Annotated in this window: 11 protein-coding genes and 1 pseudogene; 9 read left to right on the top strand and 3 right to left on the bottom strand. The window is 42.0% G+C overall.

The annotated features are described in order from the left end of the window. Positions 1-645 precede the first annotated feature (645 nt). Positions 646-1,905 (top strand): DUF4912 domain-containing protein, encoded by a 1,260-nt coding sequence (locus HWQ39_RS32555; protein WP_292854082.1) that lies wholly within the window; start codon positions 646-648, stop codon positions 1,903-1,905. A gap of 82 nt (positions 1,906-1,987) precedes the next feature. Continuing rightward, positions 1,988-2,914, top strand: a complete 927-nt coding sequence (locus HWQ39_RS32550) for a phosphodiester glycosidase family protein (RefSeq protein ID WP_292854081.1) — start codon at positions 1,988-1,990, stop codon at positions 2,912-2,914. 259 nt (positions 2,915-3,173) lie between these two features. Here the strand turns inward: HWQ39_RS32550 and HWQ39_RS32545 are convergent, their stop codons facing one another. Next, entirely contained in the window at positions 3,174-3,488 is a 315-nt protein-coding gene (locus HWQ39_RS32545; protein ID WP_292854080.1) for a hypothetical protein, read from the bottom strand. 452 nt (positions 3,489-3,940) lie between these two features. Between HWQ39_RS32545 and HWQ39_RS32540 the strand changes: the two genes are divergently transcribed. The 5 genes and pseudogenes from HWQ39_RS32540 (at position 3,941) to HWQ39_RS32520 (ending at position 13,890) form a co-directional block, all read left to right on the top strand. Then, complete coding sequence (locus tag HWQ39_RS32540) at positions 3,941-4,135, top strand: helix-turn-helix transcriptional regulator (RefSeq protein ID WP_292854079.1); 195 nt, start codon at positions 3,941-3,943, stop codon at positions 4,133-4,135. A gap of 330 nt (positions 4,136-4,465) precedes the next feature. Continuing rightward, a complete protein-coding gene (locus HWQ39_RS32535) occupies positions 4,466-8,767 on the top strand; it encodes an ATP-binding protein (RefSeq protein ID WP_292854078.1) in 4,302 nt (1,433 codons plus the stop codon). A gap of 243 nt (positions 8,768-9,010) precedes the next feature. Continuing rightward, a complete protein-coding gene (locus tag HWQ39_RS32530) occupies positions 9,011-11,221 on the top strand; it encodes an EAL domain-containing protein (protein WP_292854077.1) in 2,211 nt (736 codons plus the stop codon). Between the two features lie 12 nt (positions 11,222-11,233). Next, a pseudogene (gene cas6 / locus HWQ39_RS32525) lies at positions 11,234-11,893 on the top strand (CRISPR-associated endoribonuclease Cas6); the annotation flags it as partial. 341 nt (positions 11,894-12,234) lie between these two features. Then, positions 12,235-13,890: a mechanosensitive ion channel family protein gene (locus tag HWQ39_RS32520; protein ID WP_292854076.1), complete on the top strand. Its 1,656-nt coding sequence runs from the start codon at positions 12,235-12,237 to the stop codon at positions 13,888-13,890. 304 nt (positions 13,891-14,194) lie between these two features. On the opposite strand, the gene HWQ39_RS32515 is transcribed toward HWQ39_RS32520, so the two are convergent. Continuing rightward, positions 14,195-15,136: an N-acetylmuramoyl-L-alanine amidase gene (locus HWQ39_RS32515; protein WP_292854075.1), complete on the bottom strand. Its 942-nt coding sequence runs from the start codon at positions 15,134-15,136 to the stop codon at positions 14,195-14,197. A gap of 1,058 nt (positions 15,137-16,194) precedes the next feature. Between HWQ39_RS32515 and HWQ39_RS32510 the strand changes: the two genes are divergently transcribed. Then, a complete protein-coding gene (locus HWQ39_RS32510) occupies positions 16,195-17,433 on the top strand; it encodes an acyl-CoA dehydrogenase family protein (RefSeq protein WP_292854074.1) in 1,239 nt (412 codons plus the stop codon). A gap of 145 nt (positions 17,434-17,578) precedes the next feature. On the opposite strand, the gene HWQ39_RS32505 is transcribed toward HWQ39_RS32510, so the two are convergent. Beyond that, positions 17,579-20,389 carry an ATP-binding protein gene (locus tag HWQ39_RS32505; RefSeq protein WP_292854073.1) on the bottom strand — a complete coding sequence of 937 codons (2,811 nt, stop codon included), beginning with the start codon at positions 20,387-20,389 and terminating at the stop codon, positions 17,579-17,581. 685 nt (positions 20,390-21,074) lie between these two features. Here HWQ39_RS32505 and HWQ39_RS32500 point away from each other — a divergent pair. After that, on the top strand, positions 21,075-23,711 hold the full coding sequence (locus HWQ39_RS32500; RefSeq protein ID WP_292854072.1) for an ATP-binding protein: 2,637 nt from the start codon (positions 21,075-21,077) through the stop codon (positions 23,709-23,711). Positions 23,712-23,837: the final 126 nt, after the last annotated feature.

Here is a 23,837-nt window from a genome sequence, read left to right as displayed (position 1 = left end):
GGTGCAATTTATCTGGCTGCTTCTGTCATTTGGCTTAATTGATGACACGCCCTAAGGAATAAGAATTAAATAACATACAATTTATGTCCTTGGTTTACCTCACCCTCAATCCTAAATGCCGAGAGATGGCAAAAACTGAGACTGATTTTGACAGTATTCGAGAATATAGACAGTTTCAAAATTTGATTAATCGTTAGTCATTTGGCAAACGCCCAATCCCTTTGAGTGGATTGCGGTTTTTGGCTAACCTACAGCTTAATGTCATGAAAAATCTATATTATGGCGATATCGCAATCTCAAACTCGCCAGTAATGTTATGGAAGCATGACATTGCGATCCCGGAAGGGCTGATAAATTCGTGAAACAGGCAAAAAACCTACTTCTTACCCCTTGATCCCTAGATATGCTTAGTGGTTAATATTGACTTAACAAACAGAACTCCTCACGATCCCAAAGAAATGCTAATTTTGGCGCGATCGCGAATTGCAAGGATGTTACCTCAATTTAAAAACAGATTAAAAAACTTAAAAACTGGGCAAAACCAGGAGTCAGGATAAGAAATTCATCTGGAGTGGATGAGATTTTATATAGCATTCTTTAACCAGGGGAAATCATTTACCGCTTAAACTACTGGAGGCCAAATTAATGGCAAAAGAACGCCCGCCACTAGAGGAGATGACCTTACGCCAACTACGCAAAGTTGCTAGCGAATATAGCATCTCTCGCTATAGCCGAATGCGTAAATCACAACTGCTGGCATCAATACAAGAAGTCCAGCGCAGCAAAAATTTACTCAGTCCATCTCGTTCATTGGAGGCACAAGAAACCGTGGAAGCTGCAAAGTTTGAATTAGGTCAGGAAGATCGTACTGGCGGATCTTTGGCTGATGTTGATGAAGGACTGGCAGATTTGCCATCTGGCTATGGTGACAGCCGGATTGTACTCTTACCGCGCGATCCTCAGTGGGCTTACACTTACTGGGATGTACCCAATGAACACAAAGAAGAACTGCGCCGCCAAGGGGGACAACAACTCGCATTGCGGATTTATGATGTCACCGACATTAATATCGAATACCAAAGCCCCCACAGCATTCAAGAATATCCAGCTGATGAACTAGCTAGAGAATGGTATCTACCAGTTCCAGTTAGCGATCGCGATTATGTGATCGATATCGGCTATCGTACTGCTGATGGTCGCTGGTTAGTACTAGCTCGTTCATCGAGAGTACACATCCCACCCGTCTATCCTTCTGACTGGATAGAGGATGTCTTCATCACTGTCAACTTTGAAGAAGATTTACGTGGCAAGACTCAATACGAACTAGTTCCCCCTGCCAAGAAGGTTGCAGCTACCGCCACCGCCAATGGTAATACTGTTGTGAATAACGGCAACGGCAACCCCATCTACGACCAAATCTTTGGTTTAGCGGAATCTACCGAAGCGCTACGGGTTGCTGGTTCTATCTTTGGTTCTCAGCATCAAGTACCAAGTTCAGCGCGCCCCGAACAAGCTCTCAGTTCCTACATTTTCCCCTCAGGTGTTGGTCTGTGGGCATCTGGTTTAACCGCTTCTGGTGCAGGAATGTCAGGTGTTGGCTTCTCGGCTTCTGCTGTACCAGTGCCTCCACGCAAGTTCTGGTTAATTGCCGATGCTGAATTGATTGTCTACGGTGCAACCGAACCTGATGCTACCGTAACCATTGGTGGTCGTCCAATTAAGCTAAACCCAGATGGAACATTCCGTTTCCAGATGTCCTTCCAAGATGGTTTAATTGACTATCCAATTTTGGCTGTAGCTGCTGATGGTGAACAAACCCGCTCAATTCAAATGAAATTTAATCGTGAGACACCATCTCGGAATACCAACACCAAAGAAGAAGCTGTTTTAGAATGGTTTTCTTAAATTTTGGTTCTCACATTAACTCCGGACTGTAATTTTAAATTATTCCCCGCTATAGTAATTCTGTAGCGGTTTTTTGCATTATATGTCTACAAAAAAATTATTTTTGTTATTTATCTTGATAATCGGTGCAAGCTTATTATCAGGTTGTCAAGAAATTGAAGCAAATTCAGTTTCAAAAGCATCTAAAACTTGTCCTGGCAAAGATGCCAAGTTCAGTATTGATTTTTTTAAAACCAATAATCAAGGTAAAAAAAATCCCAGAGGTATAAACAATGTGATTATTTTTAATCCCAAATCAGCAGAATTAGATTTCAAAGTTAATCTTGGTCTATCTCATAAACTCTACGCCAAAAATGAAGCGGGTAAATTGCGTAAAGAATATGTAGCTAAACAGTTTCATGAACTCATCGCTAATGAAAATGCCAAATTAAACGGACAGCTACCCATTGCTGCCATTAATGCTGACTATATAGGTACTGATGATAAACCACAAGGCTTAAATGTTTCTCGTGGCGTAGAGTATTCAGGAGCATTTAAAAATAAGCGTTCTTCCTTTGGGGTATCAGGAGGTATACCCAACCAGCGACAGGCTACTATCCAAACAGGCAGAAGAAAAAACGATATTCTCAACTATAATTTAGTGGGTGGTAATGGCAGATTTTATCGTCAGGGTAAATTTAAAGATATTTGTCAAGACTTGGGAGAATTTGCCTGTAAAAATGCTAAAAATCGCTCTCTGGCAGCGATTACTAATCAAGGCTATGTAATCCTATTAGTTAATGATTTGAAAGCTAATTCAGATATTGAGTTATCTCAAGTTAATCAAGAATTACTACCAGATATGTTTGATAATGTCCTTGAAGGTATAGCTAGCAATAACTGTTTAGGTCAGATTCAAGAAGGGATTTTATTTGATGGAGGTATGTCTCCAGGATTGTATTACAACCAGAAAACTTATGTAGAAAACTTTGGGCCGATTGGTTCAGTTTTTTTAATTTACAAAAAATAAAAATATCGAGCCTACTCTATTTATAAAAGTTACAATCCTCAGATCCCCGACTTCTTGAAAAAGCCGGGGATCTCGTCACTCATGAATGATTTAGGATTACTATAGATAAATAGTTTTATACCTAGCTAAAATTAGATTGAATTCCATCTGGCGAAATTTTAGAATAAGCTAAAATACATCTAATTTTCATATTTAAATTTTATTAATATCTTGTAGGGTGGGCATCTTGCCCGCCCTGATTATGCAATTTGAATACTGATTAGCTTACCGACTCTTTAATTTTTTGCGACCTCTCAAGCTTGTTAGGATTCACCCAACGATTGACAAATTCATTGTTATGTTTATATACCTTAATTTGCACTTGCTTGGAACTTAACTTGACTATTTCGGCAGGAATTCTTTGAACATCGCTAGAATCGGTGCGAGGCTTGTAAAGCCAAATAACTTTTTGGCCAACTTCAAAGTAGTTAGAATTACTAGTCAAAGAAGGCGTACTTTCTGCCCAAGAGGGCAAAGCAACTGCTAAAGTGATCAAAAGCACTAAGATCGCTAAACTTATTTGGAAAAGTTTCATGATTGTTGAACTTGTCTTAGGTCTTGTGGGGCAATCAATCTGCTGCTCTAACATTTAAATATTATCCTGTTTATTATTTTTATTAATTGCAAACCAAGGGGAGTATCCCAAATGTGTAAGTTATACCAAACCCAGGTGATAAATTGTCATTGCGTACTCCTTTCCTACGGAACGCTACGCGAACGGAGAATCCGCAGGGTACGCAACATCGTGGAGCGAACGCAATGACAAACATGTTCTTGTAAAATTGGGATGCTCCCACTGATTTTAGGATAAAGCGACTTCGCAAATAAAATCAAATATTCTTTTTTGTTGAAATGATAAATTAATTTTATGATAAGATTTGTGATGCTTTGACTGAATCACAATCTCTATCTCAAGAATAATAGACGAAAAAGAACACTCTGTCGTAAAAATTGATAATATATAGTGCTTTATAAACTTTGATCTATATGCCTCAGAGTATAAATTTACTTGCGGCGAAGCAACCTAATATTGGCAAACTAGTTCGTGCCCTGTGGCAAGTGTTAAATCTGTCTAAAGAAAGTTTTGCTACTGAGTTTGGTGTCAGTTTCCCAACAATTAATTGGTGGAAAAATGGATATGTAACACCTTCTCTTTTAGGAATGCTGCGAATTGGAGCCTAATCAATAAGTTTAGTGAACATGGTCAAATTATTCAGGCAACATACTTCCGAGAAAAGTTTTGTGAGTTCTGAATGATAATCCCCCTTGGTAGCTGAGAATATTGATGATATAAAGGTGACAAGAAAAATAGCCAAAACAGCAACTTGCCCCAAAAAGATTATTTCAATACTTTGGAAAGTCACAACATTAGCATTTCACGCTGTATATAGCATTAAATTTCCTCTAAAATGACTGTTTAGAAGCTTAAACGTCTTAATTTCTAGAGGATTTTCCCAAACGACGATCGCAAATGTAGCTTCTAACCAACGCATGACCAATCGAGAGGAATTAATGAAGAACGAGTCAACGTCAGCCAGAAACGCCGACGTAAATTTCCTTCTCGGTGGGGGTGAAATGGGTGCTAGGATGCGAGAACTGGATTGGTCAAAAACTTCCCTTGGCCCAATACAGCGATGGCCACAGAGTTTGAAGACTGCCGTGCGGATTATGCTAACTTCCCGTCAAGCCATGTTTGTTTGGTGGGGCGAGGAACTGATTAACCTTTACAATGACGCTTACAAGGCTATTATTGGCGGCAAACATCCAGAAGCACTTGGGCAATCGGCTGCCTACGTGTGGCGGGAAATATGGGATCAGGTCGGGCCTAGAGCCGAATCAGCGATGCTGAAGAACGAAGGCACTTACGACGAAGCGCTACTGCTAATTATGGAGCGCAACGGCTACCCAGAAGAAACCTATTATACTTTTTCATATAGCCCGGTTCCTAATGACCAGGGCGACACAGGTGGGATTATCTGCGCCAATACAGACGACACGCAGCGAATTATCGGTGAGCGTCAGTTGGCACTTTTGCGCGAACTAGCGGCGAGAACGGCAGACGCGCGGACATTCGATGAAGCCTGTACGGTGAGTGCGAGTTGTTTGGAAAGCAACCCTTACGATCTCCCTTTTGCAATGATTTATCTGGTCGATCCAGATAAGCAGGAAGTTTTTTTAGCTGGAACGTGTCGCATTGAGCAAAATCATCTAGCAGTTCCAGAAACAGTGGCTCTTGATGCTGATGGGGTTTGGCCTTTTGCAGAAGTGATCGAAACCCATCGAGCAAAACTGATTTCCGATTTGGAAGTGTCTTTTAGTAGTTTACCTTGTAGTGTTTGGCAGCGATCGCCCCATCAAGCGATCGCAGTCCCTATTACTCCATCTGGCCAAACGGGAAAAGCTGGTATATTAATTGCTGGTTTAAATCCCTTCCGGCTATTCGACGATAATTATCAAGGATTCATCGATTTAGTTGCAGCTCAAATTGCAGCCAGCATTGCTAACGCCCAAGCTTACGAAGAAGAACGCAAACGCGCTGAAGCCTTGGCAGAAATTGATCGCGCGAAAACCGTCTTTTTTAGTAACGTCAGCCACGAATTCCGTACCCCACTTACCCTGATGCTGGGGCCATTAGAAGACACCTTAACTAATTGTGCCACTCTGCTTCCAGCTAAAGAACTAGAGCAGTTAGAAATGGTACAACGTAACGGACTCCGGCTGCTGAAACTTGTCAACAGCTTGCTAGACTTCTCGCGCATAGAAGCCGGACGGGTTCAAGCCTCTTATGAACCCACCAACCTTGCCACCTTCACCGCCGAACTAGCTAGTGTATTTCGTTCAGCAGTAGAACGGGCAGAAATGCAGTTATCAGTCAATTGTCCTTCCCTGCCAGCACAAGTATATGTCGATCGAGAGATGTGGGAAAAGATTGTTCTTAACCTGCTCTCGAATGCCTTTAAGTTCACGATGACTGGAGAAATTGCGGTCAGTTTGCAGTGGTCAAATGACCATATTGAGTTTGCAGTCAAAGACACAGGAATCGGCATCCCAGCAGAAGAAATTCCCCACCTTTTTGAGCGATTCCACCGCGTCAAAGGGGCGCAAGGACGAACTTTTGAAGGATCGGGAATTGGATTATCACTAGTGCAAGAATTGGTGCAAATGCATGGTGGAAGAGTTGATGTTACCAGTGTTCTAGGAGTAGGCAGTTGCTTTACTGTGTCAATTCCCACAGGGTATACTCATTTGCCTCCAGACCGAATTAGTGCCCCTAGAACTTTAGCTTCAACCGCATTAGGTGCAACCCCATATTTAGAAGAAGCCATGCGTTGGCTACCAGAAGAAGAGAGCAGGGGGAGAAGAGAAGCAGGGGGAGAAGAAATGGTTCAAGAAGACTACACATCATATATTATAGATTCCTCCCCTGCCTCCCCTGCCTCCCTGCCCCTCCGCTCCTCCCCCCGGATTCTCCTCGCTGATGACAACGCAGACATGCGCGATTATGTCAAACGGCTATTAAGTCAGCAGTATGAGGTGGAATCAGTGCCGGACGGTTTAGCGGCTTTGGATTCTGCTCGTGGGCGTGTCCCAGACTTGATACTGACAGATGTGATGATGCCTGGATTAGATGGCTTTGGACTGCTGCAAGCATTAAGAGCCGATCCGCAGACGCAAAAAGTTCCCATCATCCTGTTGTCGGCACGGGCGGGGGAAGAGGCACGAGTGGAAGGGTTAGAAGCGGGAGCCGATGATTATTTGATTAAACCCTTCTCTGCGCGTGAATTGTTGGCGCGGGTAGAGGCAGCCCTTAAAATGGCTCGTCTCCGCCAGGAAGCAATGGAACGCGAACAAGGCCTCCGAATTGAAGCTGAGGTGGCGAAAGAACACTTAGAGACTGTCTTAGCTGGCATTCAAGACCAGTTTTTTGTATTAGATCGAGAGTGGCGTTATACCTTTGTTAACGATCGGCTAGCAGAAGTTGTTGGTATTCACAAGGAAGAGTTGCTAGGTAAGATCGTTTGGGAAGTGTTTCCAGATATGCTGAAAAGCGAGTTTTATAATCAGATTCAGCGGGCAATGGCAGAACCAACGTCTTCTCTACGAGATGCTACGTCCGTTGTTCAGTTTGAATACTTTTATCCCGCTTGGCAGCGCTGGTTTGAGAATCGCGTCTACCCTTTTGCAGAAGGAGTAAGCATTTTTGTTACAGATATTAGCGATCGCAAACAGGCAGAAAAAGCCCTTCAAGAAAGCGAAGAAAAGTTCCGCAATATGGCGGACAATGCCCCTTTTATGGTTTGGGTGACAGACACCGATAGCTACTGCACCTACCTCAGTCAAAGTTGGTACGATTTTACAGGTCAAAACGAGGAAACAGGTCTGGGATTTGGCTGGTTAAATGTTGTACATCCAGAGGATTACAATGATGTTAGGAATGTTTTTCTGGAAGCTAGTATTAGTTATTCGGCTTTCCGTATAGAGTATCGCTTGCGGCGCAAAGACGGCGAGTATCGCTCTTGCATTGATGCCGCTAACCCGTGGTTTGGGGTGGACGGTGAGTTTAAAGGTTATATTGGCTCAGTAATTGACATTACAGAACGCAAAGTTGCAGAAGCCGAACGCGATCGCCTCTTGGTACTTGAGCAAGCTGCTAGAACTGAAGCTGAAAGAGCCAACCGGATTAAAGATGAGTTTCTGGCGGTGCTTTCTCATGAATTGCGATCGCCTCTGAATCCCATTCTTGGTTGGGCGAGACTTTTGCAGACTCGTGAGTTTGACACCGCAGCCACGAAGAAAGCGATCGCAACCATCGAGCGGAATGCTAAATTACAAGCTCAGTTAATTGAAGATTTGCTTGATGTCTCTCGAATCTTACAAGGTAAACTCAACCTCAAGATGTTTCCTGTCAATCTAGTGCTTGTGATTGAGGGGGGATTGGAAACAGTGTGTTTGGCAGCAGAAGCTAAAAAGATTCAAATTCAGACCATGCTAGATGGTTCATTCGGGCAAGTTTGGGGTGATTCTAGTCGTTTACAACAAGTTATCTGGAATCTTTTATCGAATGCAGTTAAATTCACTCCTGAAGGAGGAAGAATTGATATTCAACTAGAGCGCGTTGATGCTCAAGCTCAGATTACCGTCAGTGACACAGGTAAAGGAATTAGCCCTGACTTTCTCCCTTATGTGTTTGAATATTTTCGTCAGGCTGATGCCACGACAACTCGGAAATTTGGTGGCTTGGGGTTAGGATTAGCAATTGTTCGTCATTTAATAGAATTACATGGTGGCACGATTTCGGCAGAAAGTTTAGGTGAAGGGAAAGGAGCGATTTTCCGAGTCAGGCTACCATTAATTAAGAAAGATTTACCCCCAAAACAAGACATAAATATTGCGGCATTAAATTCTGCTTCTGCGAGTGAAAATCTTGCAGGCATCCAAATCTTAGTTGTGGATGATGACGATGATACCCGTGACTTGCACACATTTGTGCTAGAGCAGGCTGGAGCAAAGGTAATTGCTGTGACATCAGCAAAAGAAGCGTTGCAAGTATTGGCAGATTCAGAACCAGATTTTCTACTCAGTGATATTGGGATGCCAGAGACAGATGGCTATATGCTGATGCAGCAAATTAAAGTATTGCAGGCAAAACAAGCCAAACAGATGCCAGCGATCGCTTTAACTGCTTATGCAGGAGAAATCAACCAGCAACAAGCACTCACATCAGGCTTTCAAAAGCATCTATCCAAACCCGTCGAACCAGATGAGTTAGTCAAGGCAATCGCAAGCCTAATTGGCAGAAGTTGGAATGGCTGAGTGTTCGCCTGTGGTGTATAAACTGCTGAAGAGGGAACAGGGAAATCCCCATAATATAGAAATATCGGCAATTACTTGAGTGTGTCGTATAAATTTTGGTGAGTGTTGGTAAGCTATCTACTCAGCTAAATTATTCAGTTTACTTAACTCATCAAATCTTTATGTATTTGAAGTGTAGTTTATCTTTTACAGTAACAATAATGGGAATAATAAACTAAATTGGATTAAGCAAATTAGTTAGTTATGAGCCAAATATGTGCTATCTCCAAAACCTGCGCTTGTCGCAATGTTGCACGCTGCCGGATTCAGGAGGCAGGTAGGCTCTTTCTCTGGTTCCCTGTTCCACATACCCTGACGAAAGTCACCTCCTACCTAGAGCAGTTTGCCCTTGAGTATGAACTGATGCAAGAGCGACCAGGTTTGAGTTTGAAGTGTAGAACCGGACAGTCTCTAGAAATTGCCCGTAACCTGGCCAAACTACTTGCACCGAGAGAATTAAAAGAAACGCAAGTCCTTTTCATTCGAGGTACTATCCAACCTCAAATTCACGATTTTAGTGACATAGCCTCATTACAACGCTTCATTCAGTTGAACCAATCCGACTGGCTGCTTGAAATGTTAGCAGCAGAACGATTCACTAGTCACTTTCAACCAATTGTCTCAATTAACGATACATCGCAGATTTTTGGATATGAATCACTCTTGCGGGGACTGGATGAACAAGGCAATTTAGTACTACCGACACCAATTATAGAATTAGCAACTGAAGCCGGACTTTTACCACAACTTGACCAAATTGCTCGCCTCAACACAATCAATCAATTCAGCCGCCATCAAGTGAGTGGGCATATCTTCATCAATTTTGCACCAACATCACTTTATGATCCAGTTTTTTGCCTACGTAGTACAGTAGAGGCAATTGATACTGCTGGAATTTCGCACGATCGCGTTGTTTTTGAAGTCGTAGAGTCAGATAGCCCTCAAGATTTAGCCCACCTCAAGGCAGTGCTACAATACTACCGGAATGCTGGGTTTTTGGTCGCTCTTGATGACCTTGGCTCTGGTTATTCTAGCCTAAACTTGCTGCATCAGTTACGTCCAGACTTTATCAAGCTGGATATGGAGTTAATTCGAGATGTACATAAAGACCTTTACAAAGCTTCGATTACTGAGAAGCTTTTAGAGATTACTCAAAAATTAAACATCCAAACCGTTGCTGAAGGAATTGAGTGCATTGAAGAACTGAACTGGCTGCGAGAACGAGGTGCAAATCTTGCTCAAGGCCATTTGATTGCTCAACCCAGTGCAGTGCCTATTACTACAACCCCTTACTTTGATCCGATCGCGTTAACTATAACATCGGCAAATTCTCAGGTAGTTGAGCAGGTTCAACACCAAAGCGAGTCCGAGCGAATTGTGGCAGCTGTGACGCAGCGTATTCGCCAATCGTTGGAGTTAGACGAGATTTTGCAAACCACAGCAGCCGAAGTGCGACAACTGTTTGAAGTAGACCGAGTCCTGATTTACCAGTTTGAGTCAGACTGGAGTGGGTTAGTTGCTGTAGAATCTTTAGCAGAAGGGTGTAGATCCATTTTGGGATTTCACGTTATGGATACGTGCTTTAAATCCACGCGTGCGGCTTACTTCCAAGAAGGTAACACCAGAGCGATCGAAGACATTGAAACTGCGGGACTATCGCCGTGTCATATTCACCTCCTCCGAAGTCTGCAAATCCGGGCAAACCTTGTGGTGCCAATTTTGCAGCAAGAGCGTTTGTGGGGATTATTAATTGCTCACCAATGCCGTAGTAGCAGACAATGGCAGCAATCGGAAATTAACTTATTTAACCAGTTAGCAGGTCAAGCTGCGATCGCTATTCAGCAATCAAAACTTTACCACCAATTACAACAAGCAAACCAAGAATTACAGCGCCTTGCCTGTTCAGATGGTCTAACCCAAGTCGGAAATCGACGTTGCTTTGATGATACGTTCAACGCAGAGTGGCAACGATTGGCACGAGAGCAAGGCTCGCTATCTTTGATTTTGTGTGATGTCGATTACTTTAAGCTCTACAACGATACGCATGGACATCTGGCAGGAGATGATGCACTTAGACAGGTTGCCAAAGCAATCTCTCAGACAGTGAAACACCCCGCAGATTTAGTTGCTCGTTATGGTGGAGAAGAGTTTGCAGTCATTTTGCCGAATACTGATATCGAAAGAGCTATTGCAATTGCAAGAGATATTCAGACCAATATTAGTGCATTACAAATGCCTCATCCTCATTCTGATGTCAGTGAATTTATCACCCTAAGTCTTGGTGTGGCAACCATCACACCTCATAGCCAATTATCTCCTGAAACCTTAATTGCTGCTGCTGACCAAGGACTCTACCAAGCAAAAGCACAAGGAAGAAATTGTGTGGTGCAGATGGATTGTGAGAATGCTGACTGAATAATTACTACCTCTAATATCAACTTCAGCTTTGTCTCGCCTACCAGTTTTCGCCGCAAGGGTCATCATTTTCCCCTGCCGGTGCCAGTTAATCTTTTTCACAGCTACCTGCGGCGTTGGAATGATTTTTCAGGAATCTCAATCGAACAACAACCTTTTCTCGATTGGATAGATGAAGGGGTAATTATCCATCAGCATCGCTTGGAGTCGGTGAAGGTAGCGGCTGGTAAGCGAGGTTCGGTGACTGGGTTCACAGGGGTAATGTCCTGTGGTTTGAGTAAGGCTGCTTTAGCAAACTCTGAGTTTACCCAATTATTTTATGCTTTGGCCCGCCTTTCTCCTTACTGCGGTACGGGACACAAAACTACTTTTGGACTGGGACAAACTCGTTTAGATTGGGTGAAACCAGAGATAAATTTACCTACTCAGGTGCTAACAAATCTGCTGGGAGAACGCATTGATGAATTGACAACACTATTCACCGCACAACGAAAACGCACAGGAGGCGATCGCACTGATAAAATTGCTTCTACTTGGGCAACTATCCTAGCACGCCGAGAGATGGGAGAATCATTGCAGGTGATATCCCAAGATTTAGAAATGCCCTACGCTACTGTGAAAACTTACGTAAAGTTAGCTCGGCGGGCACTCAAGGATAATGTCAATCAATGAAGGGGATTGAGGACTGGGGAAAAGAGTTTTCCCCTTGATTGAGCGTATTTCATCATAATTTTGGCTGACACTAGGAATTGGCATAGCTCAGAGCATTGGCACTTTTATTTTAGTGGCGATCGCACTGAAATTCCTGAAATATTGGCTGAAGGTAGCGAGTACTCGTGCCAAGAACTTCTCTCTCCACTCCCGCGCATTCATGAGCCAGCACTGGAGACGGGTTTCCCGTCGCTCTCGTTTAGCGTCCCCACATTTTTAAAAGTGAGTGTGGGGCTTCTGCTGTTTTAGCTAAATTTCAAATTTGTAAAGTAACTTATTAGCAATACTTGAAGTGGACACCAATGAATTATACCCTCATCGCCCAAGCGGCAAAATCTGCATCAAAAGCTTCCGTAGTCTCACCACCTCTGACTTTACCAACGGGCGCACAAATTAGTGCTTTTTTCTATATATTCGGTGCATCCATAGTTATTGCCTTTGTACTCTACATATTATTATTCCATATATTGCGATCATTTTTTCGTCGCGCCGAAAAAGATACAGCCCTGTTTATTTTGGGGATCTTACAAATCCCTGCGATCGCTATTTTTATCATTGCCAGTCTAAAACTCTCACTTAGTCAACTAGGATCGGGCAAAATTATTAATTGGATCGATCGAGGACTCACAGCTTTTCTAATTGCTGCTTTTACTTATGGTATAACTTTATTGTTTACAGAAGCAGGAGTCTACTACTTAAAAGACTATGCCCGGAAAACTGAGGCTGTTTGGGATGATGTATTAATTCCACTACTACAAAATTTTATCCCAGTCATCACTTACCTAATTGGAATATCTCTATTTTTCAGCACCATTGGGGTTGATTTAACAGGAATTGGGTTAGCGATAGGGAGTATTACTGTAGTCTTAGGTTTGGCAGTAAAAGATATTTTAAGCGATTTTTTTAGTGGGTTAGTTTTGTTAGTTGATACACCTTTTAGATTTGGAGATGTCATATCCATGCCAGATGGTTCAATTGCAATTATTAAACACATTGGCATCCGGGTGACAAAACTATATCTGATTAACGAGCATTGTGAAGTATATACACCAAACACAACTTTAGGAGGTCAAAATATAGTCAATCTTAGTCGTCCTACAACTCATTACGCTTATACAATTCAAGTTTCAGTTAGAGTTGATGCTGATGCAGTGGTAGCAACAAAAATTCTGCAACAAATTATTCTCGGTCATCCAGACACATTGGGTAATCTTGATGAAAAACTTGAACATTTAGATAGTTTTGCGGCATTGAGAGAAGCAGAGGGCGATCATCTGTCAAAAAAAGAGGCTGGACGGCTGCGTTTATTAGTTGAAAAAGATGTGAATAGCCAACTGCAAAAAGTTGAACAAGCATTTGAAGATTTAGTTAGAGAAATTAAGAAACTAGAAAAAGGTGGATTGAATTCAGAAGAACTGAAAATTCTCCAGAAAAACTATCTAGAAATATTGAACACTATCGGGCTAGTAGTCATCACAGAACATAAAGGAAAACGTCTGCGATCACATCTAGAAGAACAAGAACAGACTGAGAAAAAAACTTTAATTGGCTTGATTCGCCAATGGTATCAAGCTTGGTTAAAAGATCCTGATTTAGTAATTGAAGATCAACATCTTTTGCCAGACGAATGGGAACAAAAAATTGAACTTCTGAAAATTAAACTAAATAAATTATTTCAGAAACTCTCAAATCCTGGAGTAGACGAAACCAGATTAGACGATTACTCTTTAAAATTGGTCGAATGGCTACATGATAGTTTTAAAGAGTCTAATACTGCTTGGAAAGAACCACAAGTTCAGTTAACTGATATCCAAGGCGCTGCTATGCAATTTTCTGTGCGGTTCTATGTTGATAATATTCAGTTAGAACACTGGCGGCGTGGAAACCGCGTTCAAAATGAGGTGCGTCGAGAGATGGTACGGCGATTAAGACTAGCTTATATCTATACACTAGGATAGAGGTCGGATTCCTGGCGATTTTCTTTGAAAGCAAAAATTGTGTCCATTCATACAACAAAACAGTAACGATTGTTATAGGCTTAAAAAGCCCTTTACTTTTATACTTTTGGCGAAACTTCACCGCCAAAAAAACACCAGAGCGATAGGAAATTACTTATGACCAAATGCGATTGATAATTATCAAACGCCAACTTGGTTAAGTTGAACATATTCCTGTCAGCAGCATAAGTGACTTCTTACGCCCTGGTTATCTCTTTTAATTATTTTAGGTCAACAGCTTCAAGCGATCGCACAAATAATCAGTCTAACCAATTAATTTCTGCCAACTAGCAGGCCCAATAATGCCATCGGCATCTAAACCATTTTGCCTTTGAAAGTTCTTCACTATAACCTCTGTTTGTGGGCCATAGACACCATCATTATCAACACCTAAACGATATTGCAAGTATCTGACAACTGCACCACCAGCATGGTTTGGTCTGATAATTCGTTTTGCCAAAATTATATTTATGGCATTCCATGTAGTTGTGTCAGCAATTCCAGTCGGCTGAACTGCGATAATAGTCTGAAATTTTTCTACAGCAGATTTGGTGTTAGCCCCGGTGAAGCCATCCTCTACTAACGCCTTACCATTCTTATCAGTTATTTTGAGTTGATTTAAGGCTTTTTGCAATTTGAGGATAGTCTCATCTGGATCATCTTCTTGATCTTGTACGGGCCTAACAGGAACGCTTGACACTTTCCCAGTTAAGCCTTTGACGATTGCATTAGCCAGTGCTTCAGGATCAAAAAGATTCATATCTTTTTGCGAATCGATGAAGCAACCTTCTACCAGAATTGCAGGCATATCTGTATTTTTCAGGACATACAAGTGGGAACCACTCTTAATCCCACGATTAAAAAATCCTAATTTGACGATTTCATCTAATACAGGTTTAGCAATTTTGTTACCTGCATCACTAGTTGCAAATATTTCTGTACCGTTAGCTTGCCCGTTAAAGCAGTTAAAATGAATCGAGACGTAAATATCTACTCTACTCGAATTAGCTGTAGAACATCTTTTTGAGAGCGATTCTGTTACTGTACGAGCGCTACTTGGTCTACATACTACGACTTCGTTACCCAAAGCTCTTAACTTGGCTATAACTCTATTACCTACATCTAGAGTTAAATTATCCTCAAATTTAATCCCTCTGGCTCCTGTATCTGGTGGACAATTGTGCCCGCTATCAATTCCAAATTTCATGATTCTATCCTTAACTTACTTATTTTTACACTAGTCCAAAACTCTTCTAATTATAGAGACAAAGTTTTGTTAATAAATCTGTTGAAGTACTTGTTAGCAATGACTGGATAATTTTAAGCATTACTACGCTGGTAAACAAAATATGTCAACTTACAGCTATTTTCAGGTAAATAGACCATGTGGTAGGGGCACAACATTGCTCATTAGTGTCAACTTAACGTGAAAGCAAGTCTATAACTAGCTTTTAGATTGCCTCGTTCCCAGTCGGAGACTGGGAATGCTTGTCTTTCAGGCTCCGCCTCCCTTACTGGCGGCTCTACCGCCAGGAGCAGCATTTTTAGCCTCCGGCTGGAAAGGAGGTTTTATCTGATCTTTAAATTTTGTGAAGCTACTAAAGAATTCCATGAATGAACCCTGTATAAGGGTGCGCTTATGCTGCAATAAATCAAGAACGTAAACGCAAAGCGGCTTACCGCAGGCTACCGCCAAGTACGCCTTCTCTACGAGAGGCTTGTCTTTGAGACGCTCCGCGAACGCCAACGCGAAGCGTCTCAAAGACAAGAAATAAGAAATTAAGAGATTTGGCGCAGTTTCATAAAGAAACGGTATAAGTGCCTCGACATCAAAATCTGAGATTCTTCAAGAAAAGCTTGACTTGCCTTATCTAGCCTTGTAGGATATTTCCTATCATCTCATTAACTCCCGTAAACCGATAGTCTTACAGTATTTTGTAACCTATCTTAGCTTTGGGAGTTTCTTCAATGGCTGTTTAATCAACGAAAATAGTATGTAACTAAAGCATACTTTTATGTTTTTGAACAGAATAAAGACCTATTTAATTATAGGGTTTTGTATTCTCTTGAGAGTCTTTGCACTTAGTCTCAAGCAGCGATCGCGGATATTTTGAATAACTATTTTGTAACCTTTATATTTTTGAAACTGAATCAATTATTTGTCGCTTTCAATTTAAAGATTTTATCAATGCTAGCTGCAAGATTAGCCTCGCGCTTGCGTTTTGGTATCGATTTTCAACGCCACATATTTCAGAGAGAAAAACAATGATCAAGATTGAAGAAAAAGTTCTAGACTCCACATTTCAGTTCTCGGCTCCTGTCACCGCGAACTCTCCAGAACTCCAAACCCTTTTCGATTTTATTGCTTTGGGAGCAAGTGAGCGTGATCGCGATCGCATCCTTCCTTATGATGTAGTCGAACTGATCCGGCGTTCGGGATTGGGTGCATTGCGAATCCCTGTTGCTGAGGGTGGGGGCGGTAGCAGCGCGCGCGAACTGTTTGAGGTCGTCATTCGATTGGGCGATGCTGACCCAAACGTTGCTCACATTGTACGAAATCATTTCTCTGTGACAGAGCGGATTTTGCGCTCAGAACGCACTCCCCGAAATCGTCGATGGCTGAAAGCTGTTGTCGATGGTGCAATCATCGGCCTCGCTTCCACTGAACTAGAGGTTAAGCGAGCTGGTGGCGGCCAAGTTGCGAATACAAAATTAACACCTGACGACGGTGGTTATCGTCTGAACGGGACGAAGTATTACAGCACTGGTAGCCTTTATGCAGACTTGATTTTTGTGCGTCTATTAACACCCAATGACACCGTAGCGATAGCGCTTTTGCCAACCAAACGTGAGGGAATTGACCTTGTGGACGATTGGGATGGCTTTGGGCAAAGGCTGACTGGTACAGGAACGACTACATTCACCAATGTCCGTGTAGAGGCAGATGAAGTTCTTCTTGATACAGATACAGACAAGGACAACTTGCCATACAATATCGTTCCCCAATTATTTCTGACTGCAATTAATGCTGGCATTATTCGCAGCGTTCTCCGCGATGCGACGGCACTGATTCACAAACGACCCAGAACTTTTTACCATGCTACAACCGAGCAAGCCGCAGATGACCCAATTTTGCAGCAAACCGTTGGTCTGATTGCCAGTAACGCTTTTGCCGCCGAAGCGATTGTTCTAGCAGCCGCCGAGGTTCTCGATCGCCTTCCTGCTGCTCAAGCCCAGGGTGAAGAGTCTGAGACAGCTGTGGCGCTGGCAGCTTCTTTGAGTGCAGCTAAGGCAAAATTAATTGTTGATGAATTAGCGCTAAAATCAGCCACTTTGTTATTCGAGGTTGGTGGGGCTTCTACAACCAAGAAAAGCTCCAATTTTGATCGTCATTGGCGCAATGCACGCACCCTAGCATCTCATAATCCAGGTCACTTCAAAGCTCGTGCGATCGGGGATTACGAGATCAACGGTACACCACTGCCAACGCGAGGATTTTTCTAAAGCTAAGTTTTTAATGCAATACGATTCGCTTAAGGCAAGAGACGGCGATAAATCGCCGTCTCTACAATAGACATCTCCGAAAAAGGGGTACTGGGCAAGAAAATCTTACTCATATTTTCTGAACCCCCAGTCCCCAATCCCCAGTTCAATTACTTTGCTGATTCAACGGAATTACAATTACAAATTCCGTCCCTTGACCAGGAGCAGAAATACATTGTAATTTTCCCTGATGTTTTTGGGTGATAATTTGGTAACTAATAGATAAACCTAACCCGGTACCTTTACCAATTGGTTTAGTAGTAAAAAATGGTTCAAATAAGTGTTTTTGTACCTTTTCTGGAATGCCTGTACCATTATCAGCAATGCAAATAACTACCTGATTTTCGCCAGTGAGTTTAGTCTGAATGCGTATCTGGAGAGTCGGGAGCGCTTTTTCTCCTACTCCCCACTCAATATTCTCTACCGACTCTTGCAAAGCATCGATCGCATTTGCGAAAAGATTCATAAATACTTGATTCAGTTGTCCAGCATAACATTCTACTAATGGCAGGTCGCCATACTCTTTAATCACCTCAATGGTTAGATGGTTAAATTTAGATTTGAGGCGATGTTCCAGAATCATCAAGGTATTGTCTATACCTTCATGGATATTCACTGCTTTCATCTCTGCTTCGTCTAAGCGGGAAAAATTTCGCAGAGATAAGACAATTTCGGTGATTCGTTCGGCCCCAACGGTCATGGAAGTTAGCAAGTTGGGCAAGTCTGCAATCAAGAAATTTAAATCAATGGCTTCTGTTTCTTTTTGAATTTCTGTGACTGGATGAGGATAGTTTTGCTGATATAGTTGCAGCAGTCTTAATAAATCTTGGATATATTGATTTGCATAGCCGATATTGCCAGAGATAAAATTGACTGGGTTGTTGATTTCGTGCGCTACACCTGCGACTAACTGCCCTAAACTGGACATTTTTTCACTATGCACCAGTTGAGATGCTAACTGCTTGGCCTCTTGGCGCAATTGCGCTTCTGAGTATTGCAATATCTGCTCTGCTTGTTTGCGCTGGGTAATGTCGTGAAGAATAACAACGTATTCCTGAAAATCCTGATGAGGTCGGTCTGAGATGGAAACTTCCAAAGTTCTGTTTTTCCCATGACCGAGTAGGGATTGTTCGCTACGCTTTGTCCACTGCTCTGGATAGTAGACTAATGCGGGTAGCCATTTGTTGAGGTGATTTCCCCGTAACTCAGATGGGTTGACACCAAAGAATGATTTGGTGGCTGGGTTAGCTTGCCGGATAATGCCTCGATCGTCTACGACTAAAATACCATCTTGGGCAACAATAAACAGGTGTTCGGCAGATTCTCGAGCTTCTGCGATCGCTACCACTTGCGGTATAGTTGTCCAACAAGCGATCGCTACACCCACAAATGCCACGCTCATCAGCAACACCACAAATATATTCTCACCCCCCGCAGTTGCCACGTTATTAAGTTTGACGCCAAATAACCAGCCAACTGCCACTGCGCTACACAGTAAAAAAATCAGGATGCTCACCTGAAGAATTACTGAATCTTTAATGATTACCACAGAACGCGTGCGATATCGCTGCATCCACCAACTGGTATGGAAGGGAGCAAAATTCACACGGCGAATTAATGCATCAATTCCTAAGACACCAATGGGAAACAATAACCCAATCAGGAAGTTAAACCAACCCCAGGCAAATCCACCCACCAACAGCACTACAACTTCTAATAGAAAAATGCCTAGAGATATGCGAGGGAACAAAACTTCTGGGCGATCGCGCCCAAGCCAAAGCCCTAAATGCAGTAACATAAAAGAGACAAACCAACCGACGTTACCAACAGCGACGATTTGCGCCACATCTCCCCAAATCAAATAGATTAAGCACAATAGCAGTGTCAATGTCAAAGCTGGGACAAACACACCCCGACGTGAGACAACGGAAAATACTGGTGAGAGATGGTTATCTAAAGACAATTGATACAGAATTCGCGGGCAATTAGAAACCACCGTTGCCGAACCTAAAAGACTTGCAGCTACTAACAAAAAAGAAACATTTAAACCAGCAAATCTTCCCCAAAAAGGCTGGGAAGCCGCTACAAGATTCAGAAAAGCATTATCTTTCAGGTTGGGATTTGTTGCTAACCGCATGACTACCCAAGACCCACCCAAAAAGATGGGTGGCATCATCCAAGCGGCAACGTCTAGAAAGCGTAGCGTCTGAGTGGGTTGGCGGCTATCAGCGACAAAAGAAGAAGCCGTTTCACAACTGTAGGTTGCATAAGTGACAAAAAAGAACCACTTTGCCCAATCTACAAAGCTTAAAGATGACCAATTATTAGGAAAAAACCCAGGACTAACAGGAGAAAACGCTAACCAAGCCAGACCTTGCACACAGAAAGTTATTAGCAATCCAAAGGCTGGAATTACAAAAAACAAATGTAAAATACTCAGGGCACGAGTCCCACTAAACGCCACGATAAAAGGCAACAGTGTAAAACTCAAATCCAAAAATATATCTGGACAGGTAATACCCAGCGCCTCCAAATTCACCTTAATTAAATCTCTAAGTACGATTGTATTAACTGATAAGTAAGAAACCCAGTTGAGAAGGTATCCAATTGCTGCATAACGAGCTAGTCCAGAGTAGCGTTGCAGTAGCTTGGTAGTGTAGTTAGGTGTTCCTCCAGCCACATTAATAAAATGTATACCCAAGCTTTTGACTTGATAGTTGAGTAGCATTCCAAAAATTACCGCAGGTATCCAAACAAAAATAGCTTGGAAACCTAGAGCAGCATGAATTGCTGGAACCAATGCTGTCCAAGAAATATGAGCCGTCAAACCAAAACCCCAACTTTCAACAGCACTTAAGCTTCTAGTTAAGCGAGGGTAAGAAGATTGGCCCAAAGTGGAATGAGCAAAATGGGACATAATTGGTCGTTTTGGGGGGATATTGTATGTAATTAAGCTTATTAGCTAGAGTTCCCATCTGCTAAGTATTCTGAACAGAAATTTTCTGTATGGAGCGTGTTTTAAAATACTTTGAATCTCTCAGCGTTGCGCGATAGGGGCACAGCATTGCTTATTGGTGTCAACTCAATACGGTTCGGTTAAGATCCCCCCGCCTACGGCGACCCCCTTAAGAAGGGGGTAAAAGAGGCTTGGAAGCCCCCCTTTTTAAGGGGGGTTGGAGGGATCTTCAAAATATGAATAAAAGAGGCTTGGAAGCCCCCCTTTTTAAGGGGGGTTGGGGGGATCTTCAAAATATGAAAACGTTAACTGAACCGTATTGGGTGTCAACTTAAGCTGAAACTCGTTTAACAATCTCGTTTCCAGCCTCCGGCTGGAAATGCTGCTCTTGGTGGCTCTGCCGCCAGTAAAGAGAGGCGGAGCCTCAAAGACAAGCATTCTCAGTCGGAGACTGGGAACGAGACAATCTAAAAGCTAGTTCTAGACTTGTTTTCACGTTAAGTTGACTTTTGTTCTTTTATCAGAAATGCTATATTGGCACTTGACCCGACCGAGTATAAACCATGCATAAGCCCACAGGACAGCAAACTCGAAGTGTTGTACTCAGTACTACAAGACAGAAAGAGGGAGCAAGGGGAGTGGGCAAATGACCAAAAATACTGTTTTTTCCCTATTTAAAGGTGTACCTCTAAGCTTCATTCTGGTAGCATTGTTTCTGCTGCAAATCTTGCTAGCTGTGGGATTGACTGCGTATTTATCAATCCTTAATGGGCAAAAAGCAGTCAATGAGGTGGCTAGTGAATTGCGTCATGAAGTTGTCAATCGAGTTGAGCAGAATTTACAAACCTATTTGTCAACTCCGCGTCAGGTACTACGCGGTAATCAAAATCTGATTAATATCGGGTTGCTAAAAATAGAAAATCTTCCAACCTGGGAGTCATACTTAGTAGAGCAGTTAAAGACTTTTCCCGATGCTTTGGCTTTAACGGTAAGCAATGAACAGCAAGAACACCTAACAGTAGAAAAGCTCAACGATCGCGAATTCTTACTTAAAAAAGCCGGAAAGTCAACTGAGTACGACCTTTACACATACAAGATTGACTCTCAAGGTCAACGTACTCAGCTACCAGAGGTGATTAAAAACTATGATGCGCGATCGCGTCCTGATTATCAAACAGCTGTTACTGCCAAAAAATTCAGCTTTAGTCAGATTTTTATACCCCCGACTGAACCAAGACTCTTCATTAGTGCATCTCAACCCATCTATAATTCCCAAGGTCAGTTATTCGGAGTCAACAGCACTCTGATTCGTTTATCAGAAATTGGAGATTTGCTGCAAAATATCAAAGTTGGCAAGTCTGGGCAAATTTTTATTATCGAGCGTTCAGGGCTATTAGTCGCAAGTTCCATAGCCGAAGAACCGTTCCGCTTACAAAATGGTAAACCTATTCGGTTGGCAGCTTCTCAGAGTGTAAATTCTTCGACTCAAGCAGCCGCTAAATATTTAACAACTAAATTTAGTAACTTTGACCAAATTCAAAATTTACAGCAACTAGATTTTTCTTTTGAAGGCAAACAACAATTTTTAGAAGTTAAACCGTTACAAGGCGAATCAAATCTCAACTGGTTGATTGTGGTAAATGTCCCAGAGGCAGAGTTTATAGGACAAATTAATCGCAATACTCAAACTACAATTTTTCTCTGTTTAGGAGCATTAGGATTAGCTACGATACTAGGGATTGTTACCGCCCGTTGGATAACTCAGCCAATTTTAGATTTCAGCACGGCGACAAAAGATTTAACCGATTTTACCAATGACAAAGACTCAGTGGTAATAGTATATGGCATTAAAGAAGTAAAAATGCTGGGTGAATTTTTTAATGAAATGGCGCAACAGTTACGCAAAAAATTTACTACACTGACTATAAAAAATGCAGAGTTAGAACTGCAAGTTAAACAGCAAACTCAAGACTTACAGCAAGAGATTCAAGAACGTATTAATAGTGAACAAAAACTGCGCCAACATCATCGTGTACTAGCAGAACTGACAAATCACAAAGCGCTTTTTGAAGGAAATCTAGAAACAGCATTCAAAGTCATTACCGAAAAAGCAGCCAATGCCTTAGAAGTAGAGCGAGTAAGTGTATGGTTATTCAATGATGAGCGTACCAAACTACAATGTATAAATCTCTATGAACGTAGCAATCAAAAACATTTGGCAGGTTTAGAACGCAACCTTGCAGATTATTTAATTTACTATAAAGCCGTGGTGGCTTTGAGTACCATTGCCATTACCGACACTCGCACTGATTTACGAGTACAGGAATTATGGGATAAATTACTAAAACCAAATAATATTGTATCCCTAATTGATACCTCTATTTGGGTTGGGGGTAAAATAGTAGGAACAGTATTGTATGAGCAGATTGACACTCCCCGGACATGGGAAATAAGCGAGCAAAATTTTGTTAGCTCAATTGCAGAATTTGTTGCCCTAACTTTAGAAGTATGCGATCGCAAACAGGCAGAATCCGCTCTACGTGAAGCTCAAGAAGGTGCGGAAATGGCAAATCGTGCTAAAAGCACCTTTTTAGGAAACATCAGTCACGATTTGAGAAATCCCTTAAACTCTATTTTGGAAATCACAGAAGCCCTCAAAGATGGAGTGTACGGCCCTGTGAGCGAAGAACAGCAGCAGTCTTTAACTATACTCGAATCTAGCGGTAAGAATTTACTAGAATTAATTAGCCAAATTCTTGACTTTACCGACACCGAATCCAGCAAAATAGAACTGCAATTAGCTGCTACTTCAATTCAGGAATTATGTGATTACAGCTTAGGTTTTGTCAAACATCTCGCATTCCAGAAAAACATTCAATTGAGGGCACAAGTACCTAAAGAACTCGAACCTATCCAAGTTGATGAACGTCGTATTTGCCAAGTATTTATCAACTTGTTGACTAACGCCATTAAGTTTACTAAAGAAGGAGGCGAAGTTTGGATAGAAGTCCAACCAACTGCTAACAATGAATATATCTTTTTCAGCGTAGTAGATACGGGTATTGGAATGCTTTCTGATGACCTTTTTAAATTATTTCAACCTTTTATGCAGGTTGAAAATGCCTCTACTAGTCGTTCTACGGGTACTGGTTTAGGTTTAGTGATGGTGCAAAAAATTGTCGAGTTGCACGGTGGAACTGTTCATGCCGAAAGTCAGTTAGGCAAAGGCAGCCGATTTACAGTGAAGCTTCCGTGGAAAAAGGCGGAAAAATGGGAAGTTTAAAAGGATGTTTGAAAAGTATTTGACTGTTGATTTTAGGCACTTGTTGATCCCCCCTAACCCCCCTTCTAAAGGCAGGGCTGTTTCATTCCACAAGGTGAAGGAGTTTGTCAATATCATGAGATATAA

This window comes from Nostoc sp. NMS8, from assembly GCF_017115045.1.
In the GTDB taxonomy this organism is placed as follows: domain Bacteria; phylum Cyanobacteriota; class Cyanobacteriia; order Cyanobacteriales; family Nostocaceae; genus Nostoc.
This window is presented reverse-complemented; position numbering and strand designations above follow the sequence as displayed.